Source organism: Citrobacter sp. wls829 (assembly GCF_005280825.1).
Taxonomy (GTDB): domain Bacteria; phylum Pseudomonadota; class Gammaproteobacteria; order Enterobacterales; family Enterobacteriaceae; genus Citrobacter; species Citrobacter gillenii.
The window spans coordinates 1-12560 of record NZ_SZWP01000070.1; the positions used below are offsets into that span (position 1 = coordinate 1).

The following is a 12560-nucleotide window of genomic DNA, read 5'->3' on the forward strand; positions in this document are numbered from 1 at the left end:
ATTATCAACGGCTCGGAAGTGTCTAGATTATCCGTGGCGATTCAGATAACGATTACTCTATTACCCCAACGGCAGTTTTACACCGCATAAAGAATATCGAAATTACAGCATGTTAGGTGATGAATTGTCCGATGGATTGTTAAAACGAAACCATACAGGTAACCATGATGCGTCAGTCACGAGGCGAGAAGATCGCTGAAAGACTGGGGTGGATATTGCTCCAGCTCTATACCGGTAATTCTCTGTCGGTTAATGATATTTGCCAGCAGTTTTCGGTTTCCCGTCGGACAGGGCGACGTGACTTATTGAAGGTTGAAACAGTAACTGAAACAGTTTCTCCCGGGAAAGTGAAGTTGGCTCCCCTGATAAGAGATCGAGTCAGGCAAGGAATATGCAAATAATTTTCTCTACATGGACATAACCTGTCCTCGCATTGCATTAGGCTCTGCAATGAACCAAATAAATCCCATTAATTAAGGATGTAAGATGAAAAGAACGATAATGGCGGCTCTGTTATTCACAGGTTTTCTGTCGCAGGCGCATGCCGGGCTTGTTCAGGTAAATAACCGTGTAGCCTGTTATCTTGCGATGGACAGTATAAATGAAGTGGTTTACTGAATTTGGCCACCTGAACAGAGGTGATATGCTCACCTCAGAACAACACAGGTGTCATAATGAAAAAAAGAAATTTCAGCGCAGAGTTTAAACGCGAATCCGCTCAACTGGTCGTTGACCAGAACTACACCGTGGCAGATGCAGCCAGCGCTATGGATGTCGGCCTTTCCACAATGACGCGATGGGTGAAACAATTACGTGATGAACGGCAGGGCAAAACACCAAAAGCCTCCCCCATTACCCCGGAACAAATTGAAATCCGTGAGCTCAGGAAAAAGCTACAACGTATTGAAATGGAAAATGAAATATTAAAAAAGGCTACCGCGCTCTTGATGTCAGACTCCCTGAACAGTTCTCGATAATCGGGAAACTCAGGGCGCGTTATCCTGTGGCCACTCTCTGCCATGTGTTCGGGGTTCATCGCAGCAGCTACAAATACTGGAAAAACCGTCCTGAAAAGCCAGACGGCAGACGGGCTGTATTACGCAGTCAGGTACTTGAACTGCATGGCATCAGCCACGGCTCTGCCGGAGCAAGAAGCATCGCCACAATGGCAACCCAGAGAGGCTACCAGATGGGGCACTGGCTTGCTGGCAGACTCATGAAAGAGCTGGGGCTGGTCAGTTGCCAGCAGCCGACTCACCGGTATAAGCGTGGCGGTCATGAGCACGTTGCTATCCCGAATCATCTTGAGCGACAGTTCGCCGTAACGGAACCAAATCAGGTGTGGTGCGGTGATGTGACCTATATCTGGACGGGTAAGCGCTGGGCGTACCTCGCCGTTGTTCTCGACCTGTTCGCAAGAAAACCAGTGGGCTGGGCCATGTCGTTCTCGCCGGACAGCAAGCTCACCATGAAAGCACTGGAAATGGCATGGGAAACCCGTGGTAAGCCCGTCGGGGTGATGTTCCACAGCGATCAAGGCAGCCATTATACGAGCAGGCAGTTCCGGCAGTTACTGTGGCGATACCGGATCAGGCAGAGTATGAGTAGGCGTGGAAACTGCTGGGATAACAGCCCAATGGAGCGCTTCTTCAGGAGTCTGAAGAACGAATGGGTGCCGGCGACGGGCTATGTAAGCTTCAGCGATGCAGCTCACGCCATAACGGATTATATCGTTGGATATTACAGCGCACTAAGACCGCACGAATATAATGGTGGGTTACCGCCAAACGAATCAGAAAACCGATACTGGAAAAACTCTAACGCGGTGGCCAGTTTTTGTTGACCACTTCATACCGCAGGAGGCATGATGGAGAGCATTAATAATCAAGTGCAGTCGGTACGCCAGTTGCTGGCCATTCCCCAACTGGCCATCCCAAGCTATCAGCGACCTTACCGCTGGGGCTCCAAGAATATCTCGGATCTCTTTACCGATTTGGCAACCCATCAGGACAAGAGCGCCTACCGGCTGGGCTCGGTGGTGTTTCATCAGCACACCGATAGTGAGCAGGGCGAGATGCTTGATATCGTCGATGGTCAGCAACGCACCCTGACCCTGATGTTGACCGTCAAGGCGCTGATCGAGGTGCTGGATAACGAAAATCGCAGTGGCAAAGAGAAGAGTATCCGGTTTCAACGTCAGGATCTGCGTGAGCAATTGCAGGTCTTGCGTGGACCTATCGATGCGTTTATGCAGCGCCAGCGCTTCCCCAGCCGGGATTCGGAGTTCAACCTCAGACGCAACTATCTGGAGTTGCGTCGGCTGGTGGCCCGCCCTGAGTTTGACGAGCAGCAAATTGACTTTCTGCTCAACCGCTGTCAGGTGGTCTGCTTTGTACTGCAGGATATCTCGGAGGCGTTCCAGTTCTTCGATTCGCAAAATGCCCGGGGGCGCGATCTGGCTCCTCACGATCTGCTCAAGGCATTTCACCTGCGCGAGTTTGCCGGTCATGAGGCCAATCTCAAGACCGAGGCGGTCGCCCATTGGGAGCGCCTGCCAAGCGACGAGCTGGCCAATCTGTTCGCCCTCTATCTCTATCGGGTACGCCAGTGGGCCGAGGGCAAGTCGGCCCGCTACTTTGGCAAGGGGGAGGTGGATCTCTTCAAGGGGGTCAACCTAGATCGGGTAGGGCATTATCCTTACGTGGAGTCGCTGCGCATCGCCCACCACTTTGTCGATGAGTACAACAGCCAGTACCAGCGCAAGATTGACGGCCAGTACATGACGTTTCCCTTTCATCTCGACCAGATGATCATCAATGGTCGGCGCTTTTTCGAGATGGCCGAGTACTACCAGACGCGGGTGGCCGCCATCGTGGCCGAGGAGTCTGATTCCGGCAAGGCGCAATCTGCCACCCTGCTCGGCGAAACGCTGACACCGATGGCCAGCAAGGTGCTATCGACCCTGGGCAGCTACGAGCGTCGCCACCGCACCGGGGATCGTTATGTGCGGGCCATGTTCGACTGCGCCCTGATCTTCTATATCGACAAGTTCGGCAGCCAAGGGCTGTCACTGGCCATCGAGAAGTGCTTTATCTGGGCCTATCGCTGCCGCATCCGCCAGCAGGTAGTGCAGTTGGCAACCATGGATAACTATGTGCTGGAGCACAATCTGATCCGTGCCATTCGTGATGCTCGTCTGCCGGGAGATCTGCACGGCTTCCCTTTGCCTAGCATGAGCAGTCGAGAGAACAAGAACAATCGCAATGGTGCCGAAGATGAGCTGGTCGGGCTGTTTCGGGAGATGAAATATTATGAATGATGCAGGCGTTCGCCCCTTTTCCATTCGTGCACTGCTTGAAGATCGCGCCCGCTATCTGGTGCCCATGTACCAGCGCAACTATGCCTGGGGTGAGGGAGAGATCACCCAGCTGCTGCAGGATGTGCTGGATTATCAGCAAAAATTGGTCAGTGGTAAGGGGCCGCAAACCTACTATATCGGCACCCTGGTGGTGTTTGCCCGGGACGATGGCAGTTTCGAGGTAATCGATGGCCAGCAGCGCTTTACTACCCTCTCTCTGCTGGCCAATTGGCTCAAACATCACGCGATAGATTCGGTGGATATGAGCTGGTATCAGACCATCAACCTCGCTTTTGAGAGTCGCCCGATATCGAGCCATACCTTCGAGCGCTTATGGCAGGGTGTTGCCCCCTACGATTTGCGGGGGAGTACCTTCAATGAAGGTTTGGTGAACGGTTTTGAGCTGATTGGCAAGGCAATGGCGGATCTTGGTTTGGTAGGGGCTAAACTGACGGCCTTTTGCGACTACCTCTTCAAGCATGTGCAGATCTCTCGTATCGAAGTACCCAAGGATACCGATCTCAATCACTTCTTCGAGGCGATGAACAATCGCGGCGAGCAGTTGGAAAAGCATGAAGTGATCAAGGCGCGGCTGATGGAGACGCTGAACCAGATACCCGAGGAAGAGCATCGTCGCCAAAGTATTCATATCCTGACCCGGGTATGGGATGCCTGCGCCAATATGGAGCGCTATATCCAGTACGGCTTTACCCCGCAAGAGCGCCACCGTCTGTTTGGTGAGAGCGACTGGGGTCAGTTTGTGCCCCGTGATTTTGCCCATCTGCTTGATCTGCTAGGATCCCCAAACACGGCCGACGCTGCCGATAAAAGCCGTGCAGCTGCCGGTAGCCAAGGGCGCACCTTGTTGGCCATTTTGCAGGATGACAAGCTTGATGGTGAGCAGACGGTGGAGGAGGAGAGCGCAGGCTCCGAGCGCTTTAACAGCGTCATCAACTTCTCCAACTTCTTGCTCCATGTGCTGCGACTCGTGAGCCGCGACCCGGGTGATACGGAGGGGGTGCCGCTTGATGATAAACAACTGGTCGATCAGTTTGAGCTGCGAGTGATAAGGCAACCGGATCCAGTAGCGGCAGTTCAGCGTTTTATCTATGGCCTGTTAAAGAGCAAGTATCTGTTTGATCAGTTCATCATCAAGCGCGAGTTTGCCGATGGCAAGGATAGTTGGAGTCTGAAGCGGCTGCACTGGTATTCGGAAAAGAGCGTCAGTTACATCAATACCTTTGACAAGGATGAAAATGAGAATGGTTTCTCTGGTGTTAACCGGCGGGTCCTGATGTTGCTGTCGGCGTTTCATGTGTCGACCCCGACCCTGGTTTACAAACATTGGCTGAATGGTGCACTGAGATATCTGTTCGACAATTGTCACCCTGATCAACCGGTGGATGCCGGGGCTTATCTGTCCTATCTGGAGAGTCAGGCTCGCCGCTTTGTCTTCCAGCGCTTTTTGGCGCCTGGTGAAGGGGCTTCCTATTACCAGATGCTCTACCTTGATAACGCCCTGTTGCCCGCCATCAATGTGGATGAGAGTTGGCACAAGGTGATTACATCCAAACTTCGCTTCGGTCATATCGAGAACAACTTTGTCTTCAACTTCCTCGACTATCTGCTGTGGGTACGAGATCGGAATAGCGACAAAGTTGCTGGCCCCTTTGAGTTCACTTTCCGCAGCTCGGTGGAGCACTTCTCACCCCAGCATCCGATGGATGGCTATAAACCGGTTGAGCAGAGTGCACTCCATTCGTTTGGCAACCTTTGCCTTATCAGCCACAGCAAGAACTCGCGCTTGAGTAACTTCCAGCCGCAACAGAAGCAGGAGCACTTTGAAGCAAGCCTTGCCAATAACCAGACTGATAGTCTTAAATTGCTTGCTATGATTCGGCTGATGAAAGATAAAGGTCGTTGGCTGGAAGATGAGATAGCTGTGCATCAACAAGATATGTTGCAGGTCTTACTATCCAATCAAATTCAGCAATAACGGATTGAATCTGTTTATGAAATTTGGCTGCTATCAACTAATGGGCGTTAAGTTGATTGTATGATCTGATTGATAAAGAAGGGGAGACTAAAAATCTCCTCTTCTTTGCAGCAGTTTACTGCGGTCTTTTTGTGATGCATCAGCATAAAACGTTTTACTTGTGGACCCTAAGAAATGGAGAACATTATGTCGACTGTAGATACCTCTACAGCAGAGGAACTCAATCAAGGAGGCTCAGATTTTATTCTGACTTCCCTCGAGGCTATGCGTAAGAAGTTATTGGACCTTACGTCTCGAAATCGACTTTTGAATTTCCCTATCACTCAAAAAGGGTCTTCACTACGTATTGTTGATGAATTACCAGAACAGCTTTATGAAACCCTTTGCTCGGAAATCCCGATGGAATTTGCTCCTGTGCCCGATCCAACTAGAGCGCAGCTGTTAGAGCATGGCTATCTCAAAGTTGGGCCAGATGGTAAAGATATACAGTTAAGAGCTCATCCTAGCGCTAAGGATTGGGCGCACGTCTTAGGAATCCGTACAGATTTTGATTTACCAGATAGCCATAAAACGGTTGTTTCTGATTCAGATAGAGAGTTGCTGGAAAAAGCCCATCAGTTTATCTTGCAATATGCCCAAGGCCAGAATGGAAAATTAACAGGGATTCGTTCTGAATACGTTAATCAAGGTATAGCTTTGTCAGCGTTGAAGGAGGCGTGCTGCTTAGCAGGCTATGAAGGGCTTGAGGATTTTGAACGACAGGCAAAGGCTGGGAATGAGATTAGTATATCTTCTTCCAATCCCTCTCATGACGATAATCGGATACAGGCTCTGCTTTATCCAAATGAACTGGAAGCTTGTTTGCGCGCCATCTATGGTAAGGCTCAAACTGCTTTGGAGGAGAGTGGCGCCAACATCTTGTATTTGGCGTTAGGGTTCCTTGAGTGGTATGAAAGCGATTCCTCTGAAAAGGCACGTTATGCACCGTTATTTACAATTCCGGTGAGATGTGAACGAGGAAAATTAGATCCGAAGGATGGTCTTTACAAGTTTCAACTTTATTACACGGGTGAAGATATTTTGCCCAATCTCTCTTTGAAGGAAAAACTTCAGGCTGACTTTGGCCTCGCTCTTCCTTTGTTCAATGAAGAGGAAACTCCAGAGTCTTATTTTGCTTCGGTGAAGAAGGTTGTAGAGCAGCACAAACCTAAATGGTCTGTGAAACGTTATGGTGCACTTAGCTTGCTCAATTTTGGCAAGATGATGATGTATCTTGACCTCGATCCTGCCCGCTGGCCTTGTGACAAGCGCAATATATTGTCTCATGAAGTAATTCGTCGCTTTTTCACCAGTCAGAGCTGTGGTCAAGAGAATTCCGGCTTACCTGGTGGCTTCGGTCAGCATGAGTACTGCATCGATAGTTACCCTGATATTCATGACAAGGTTCCACTAATCGATGATGCGGATAGCTCGCAGCACAGTGCGTTGATCGATGCTATCCGTGGTCAAAACTTAGTCATTGAGGGCCCTCCTGGTAGTGGCAAATCACAAACGATCACCAACTTGATTGCAGCAGCTCTGCTCAACGGTAAGAAAGTCCTGTTTGTGGCAGAGAAGATGGCTGCACTGGAGGTCGTCAAACGTCGCTTGGATCGTGCGGGGCTAGGTCAATTTTGCTTAGAGTTGCACAGTCATAAAACTCATAAGCGCAAGGTGCTGGATGATATTAATGCTCGCTTGGTGAGTCAGGCGACCATGCCTACTATGGAAGAGATTGATGCTCAGATTTTGCGTTATGAAGATCTTAAGCAGCAGCTCAATGAATATGCCGCATTGATCAATAACCAATGGGCGCAAACAGGCAAAACGATCCATCAGATTTTGAGTGGTGCAACCCGTTATCGTCACAAATTAGATATTGATGCAACAGCACTTCATATCGAAAACCTTTCCGGGAAGCAGTTGGATAAAGTGACCCAATTACGGCTGCGTGACCAAATAGTAGAGTTTAGCCGCATCTACAAAGAGGTTCGTGAGCAGGTGGGGGCTAATGCAGAAATATATGAGCACCCTTGGAGCGGTGTGAATAACACACAAATTCAATTGTTTGACAGCGCTCGTATAGTCGATTTGCTACAAACTTGGCAGACATCAATTATCGACTTTCAACATAGCTATCAAGAATATGTAGATAAGTGGGCGTTAGAAGGCGAAAGCCTTAATACGCTTCAATATATTGAGCAATTGGTAGAAGATCAGTCGAATCTTCCAGTGTTGTGTGGTTCAGAGCATTTCCCAGCACTTAGTGAGCTAGATTCACCCGATGCCATTGCACGGGTGCGTCACTATTTAGATAGGTTCGAGTTGCTACAAGGTCATTATGTGGCCTTGAGCCAGGTTATCGAGCCTCAAAAGCTACGACTTTTAGAACAAGGACAATCGTGTGACTTTCCTCGTGAAGAGCTGGAAAAATATGGTGCAGCAGAGGATTTCACTTTACGTGATTTGGTCAGGTGGCTTGAATCCATCCAATCAATTCATGATGAGTTATCATCTATTTATGCGCAATTAAACGATTTCAAAAATGCTTTGCCAGATGGTATTGCTTCGTATATCGATGATTCGCAAGCTGGATTGCTATTCTGCTCTGAGTTGTTGTCGATTCTGGGTGCTTTACCGACTGAGCTTATTAGAGTTCGAGATCCTCTTTTTGATGATGATGATATCGATGCAGTATTGCGCGACTTAATGTGTCAAATCGAAACATTGCGTCCTTTAAGAGATGGTCTATCTACTTTGTATCAATTGGACCAGTTGCCTTCCCAAGAGATGCTCGCGCATGCCGTTGCTGTTATCCAGCAAGGGGGATTATTTGCATGGTTTAAGAGTGATTGGCGTAGTGCCAAGGCACTGCTCATGGCGCAATCTCGTAAGCCTGACACTAAGTTTGCTGAGTTAAAACGCTGCTCAGCTGATTTGCTCAAGTATTCGGAGCTGTTACAACGGTTTGAACAAAGTGACTTTGGTAATCAACTTGGTAATGCATTCCGAGGGTTGGACACCGACTGTGAACAACTCATGTTATTGCGTGATTGGTACAAGAAGGTCCGAGCTTGTTACGGGATAGGTTTTGGAAAGCGAGTTGCGATAGGCTCTGGATTATTTAACCTAGATGGTGAGATTATCAAAGGTGTGCATTTAATCGAGAAATCGCAGATTAGCTCAAGATTAATGACTTTGGTTAAACGGGTCGAGCACGAGGCTAAGTTATTACCGCGTATTTCTAGCTTGTTGGAAGAACATGCATCTTGGTTAGGTGAGCAAGGTGTATTGATGCAATCTTACCGACAGGTGCGGAATACTCTCATTGCCTTGCAGGGATGGTTTATCAATCCAGATATATCATTAGAGCAGATGACTCATTCCTCCGAGATTTTGCAAAACATAAACGATCTTCAGATATCCCTTGAAAATGACTCGTTACAGTTAGGGGCGTTTTTACAATTAACCCCATTGGCTTGCGGTGCGTATAAAAATAATCAACTGACGTTAGACACTATTAACGACACGCTGAATTTTGCCGAGCAACTGGTTGATAAGATAAATTGCGTATCCTTGGCTACCCAGATCAGACATTTGGCTAGTGGTAGTGATTACGATTTACTATGTCGTGATGGTGGGGAAATAGTTTCGAAATGGAATGAACAGATTAAAAATGCTGAGTTATATGCGCTAGAAACAAAGTTAGAGCGGAGTCAGTGGCTCAAGTCGACTGATGGTTCTCTTAATACATTAATCGAGCGCAACGAAAGAGCAATACAGCAACCCCGTTGGTTGAACGGGTGGGTTAACTTTATTCGTTGTTACGAGCAGATGCATGAAAATGGATTGCAGCGAATCTGGAGTGCTGTACTTGCGGGCTCGCTCCCGATTGAAAAAGTTGAATTGGGTTTAGCATTAGCAATTCATGACCAGCTGGCGCGGGAGGTTATTCACATCCACCCTGAATTGATGAGAGTTTCCGGCTCACAGCGCAATGCTTTGCAGAAGTCATTTAAAGATTACGACAAAAAACTGATTGAATTACAACGTCAGCGGATTGCAGCAAAAATTGCTTGCCGAAATATACCAGAAGGGAATTCTGGTGGTAAGAAAAGTGAATATACAGAACTAGCTTTGATCAAAAATGAGTTGGGTAAAAAAACCAGACATATTCCAATTAGGCAATTGGTTAACCGTGCATGTAATGCGCTGGTTGCAATTAAACCTTGTTTCATGATGGGGCCAATGTCAGCAGCTCATTACCTAGAACCTGGACGAATGGAATTTGATCTGGTGGTGATGGACGAAGCGTCTCAGGTGAAGCCAGAGGATGCATTGGGTGTCATCGCGAGGGGCAAGCAACTAGTGGTCGTTGGTGACCCGAAACAGCTACCACCAACCAGTTTCTTTGATCGAAGTGCCGACGGAGAAGATGACGATGATGCCGCGGCTTTAAGTGATACTGACAGCATTTTGGATGCTGCTTTGCCACTGTTTCCTATGAGACGTTTGCGTTGGCACTATCGTTCACGACATGAAAAGTTGATTGCATACTCTAACCGCCATTTTTATAACAGTGATTTGGTGATATTCCCTTCCCCAAATGCTGAGTCTCCAGAGTATGGGATTAAATTTACCTATGTGTCAAAAGGTCGGTTCTCCAATCAACACAATATTGAAGAAGCCCAAGCAGTTGCTGAGGCCGTACTTCATCATGCGCAACACCGGCCGGGTGAGTCACTCGGGGTAGTGGCCATGAGTTCCAAGCAACGCGATCAAATTGAGCGCGCTATCGATGAATTGCGCCGAAATCGCCCTGAATTTAACGATGCAATCGATGGCTTATATGCCATGGAAGAGCCACTTTTTGTGAAAAACCTTGAGAACGTTCAAGGGGATGAGCGTGATGTAATCTTTATTTCCTTTACCTATGGACCTTCTGAGCATGGTGGAAAGGTTTATCAACGCTTTGGACCTATCAATTCCGATGTTGGCTGGCGTCGCTTGAATGTGCTTTTCACTCGATCAAAAAAACGGATGCATGTGTTTAGTTCAATGCGTTCTGAAGATGTATTGACGAGTGAAACCAGTAAACTTGGTGTTATTTCGTTGAAAGGTTTTTTACAGTTTGCCGAAAGTGGCAAACTAGATTCCCTCACAACGCATACCGGCAGGGCTCCAGATAGTGACTTTGAGGTTGCTGTAATGGAAGCACTCAATCACGCTGGGTTTGAGTGTGAACCTCAGGTAGGGGTTGCAGGATTCTTTATTGATCTAGCTGTGAAAGATCCAGGTTGTCCTGGCCGTTACTTAATGGGCATAGAGTGTGATGGTGCGGCTTATCACTCAGCTAAATCTGCTCGTGATCGTGACCGTTTGCGTCAAGAGGTTCTGGAGCGTTTGGGTTGGAGAATTAGCCGCATTTGGTCCACTGATTGGTTCAGTAATCCTGATGAGGTTCTATCTCCGATTATCCGTAAACTCCATGAGCTTAAAACATTGGCTCCAGACGTTGTTGTACCTTCCTATGAATATGTCGAAACGATTGAGTCAAGCGCTGAAGTGGCGTCTGACTCAATTGATTCTCTTATGCCCAATTTGGGGCTTAAGGAGCAACTTAAGTATTTTGCCACACATGTCATTGAGGTTGAGCTTCCTAATGTTGATGCTGATCGTCGTTTGTTGCGGCCCGCAATGCTTGAGGCTTTGCTGGAACATCAGCCTTTATCACGTTCCGAGTTTGTTGAACGAATACCTCATTATCTGCGGCAAGCAACAGATGTATACGAAGCGCAACGCTTTCTTGACCGAGTCTTGGCATTAATTGATGGCGCAGAGGCTGAAGCGAATGATGCAGCGTTTGAGTCTGAATTGGCATAATTAGTTAAAGGTAATAAGAACAGTGACAACTGTCGGACAACGTGAACGCGCAACTCAACAGCGCGTAGTCAGGTTTTTTATTGAGGAATTGGGCTATCGTTATCTAGGCGATTGGCACACGCGTCCTAACAACCGTAATGTTGAGCCTGATTTGCTCAGTCATTGGTTGATTGACCGTGGTGTGCCCATATGCTCCCCCTATACTCAAACTATAGGGCAGGATCGTCTACCGGGGTGGGGTCAGTCCATTACTAACTGACAGTTGTACCGAATACTGGGGGCAGGTCAAGCGCTTTAGCTTGTGTGGCAACAACCTCCTTTACAGGACCAGGTAGACGATTACCCTGTGCTGTTTCTGTGCTCAACGCAATCTACGGCTATCCATTTTCTGCCAGTGGTTGCAAAGACGACCATTCAACGTCAGCAAAGTTTCGCAATGCACTGCTATGTAACTCATTGATCCTACGTAGAATTTAAAATCCCTCGGCTGTAAGGCTGTGTGGGTTCAAGTCCCACTCCGGGCACCATGGGAAAGAAAAGAATAATCAAAGCAATAAGCAGTGTCGTGAAACCACCTACGGGTGGTTTTTTTGTTTTTATAATTTGCTTTGACCATTGCGTAGCCATTCAGATTCCTCATACAGAGAGAGCATTACTGCCTCACCGCAAACGTAACAACAAAATGCTCTTTTGCTTTCAGAACGAGAAAAGTGAATTGGAAATCAAAGTCGGGAAATTTGCCGCCACCACACTGTATGTAAAGATATGGCAGCGGTTGACTGGCGAATGTTTGAAGTGTGAGTCTTGAATGACTGCCACTCGCGGCGGGTTGTACTTACCCAGTATGATGAATCAGAGATGTTTAATCTGACACCAGCCAGAACTCAGCCTCTTCAAACATTTCCTGAACGGTTCGGCTTATCTGTTCTTTCTCGTGCTTACTGGCATCTGTGTTGATCCCCGGTAGTGTCATCATCGGTTTAACTCGAACATCCGCATCCGGGAAGAGTCGGTGAACCCTCTTACTCAACTCACCTAAAATAATCTCCTTTGCACCCGGCAAACCCTCAAAATTTCTTTTGTCATAAACTAGTTCCACAAACATTGCACACTGCCTTTCTGGTGGATGAATATACAGTATTTATACTGTGTTTTTATCCACTATTCAAGAGGGCGTTAACGTGGGCATTCCTTCAGTTGCGACTGAGATGTGCAATGGTCGCTGAAGTCCGGATTGAGCGATGACGGGCTCACCCGAATCCATACCTGACCAACCTGAAGAAC

Annotated in this window: 6 protein-coding genes; 5 read left to right on the plus strand and 1 reads right to left on the minus strand. The window is 47.9% G+C overall.

Annotated features, from left to right (window positions below):
• Positions 1-167: 167 nt before the first annotated feature.
• The 5 genes from FDW88_RS22830 (at position 168) to hhe (ending at position 11276) form a co-directional block, all read left to right on the plus strand.
• Positions 168-401: a DeoR family transcriptional regulator gene (locus FDW88_RS22830; protein ID WP_137362908.1), complete on the plus strand. Its 234-nt coding sequence runs from the start codon at positions 168-170 to the stop codon at positions 399-401.
• A gap of 273 nt (positions 402-674) precedes the next feature.
• A protein-coding gene (locus FDW88_RS15205) for an IS3-like element ISEc52 family transposase (protein ID WP_137362874.1) occupies positions 675-1843 on the plus strand; the annotation gives its coding sequence in 2 pieces (ribosomal slippage) (positions 675-924 and positions 924-1843; 1170 coding nt in all).
• Positions 1844-1867: 24 nt separating this feature from the next.
• A complete protein-coding gene (locus tag FDW88_RS15210; RefSeq protein WP_077249079.1) occupies positions 1868-3319 on the plus strand; it encodes a DUF262 domain-containing protein in 1452 nt (483 codons plus the stop codon).
• Positions 3312-5354, plus strand: coding sequence for a DUF262 domain-containing protein (locus tag FDW88_RS15215; protein WP_097311082.1), 2043 nt, complete (start codon positions 3312-3314; stop codon positions 5352-5354). The genes FDW88_RS15210 and FDW88_RS15215 overlap by 8 nt, the downstream gene beginning before the upstream one ends.
• 186 nt (positions 5355-5540) lie before the next feature.
• The gene (gene hhe, locus FDW88_RS15220) at positions 5541-11276 is read left to right on the plus strand and encodes a DUF4011 domain-containing anti-phage protein Hhe (RefSeq protein ID WP_048266475.1); all 5736 of its coding nucleotides are present in this window, start codon (positions 5541-5543) and stop codon (positions 11274-11276) included.
• Between the two features lie 862 nt (positions 11277-12138).
• On the opposite strand, the gene FDW88_RS15230 is transcribed toward hhe, so the two are convergent.
• On the minus strand, positions 12139-12381 hold the full coding sequence (locus tag FDW88_RS15230; protein ID WP_096757486.1) for a DinI family protein: 243 nt from the start codon (positions 12379-12381) through the stop codon (positions 12139-12141).
• Between the last annotated feature and the right edge of the window lie 179 nt (positions 12382-12560).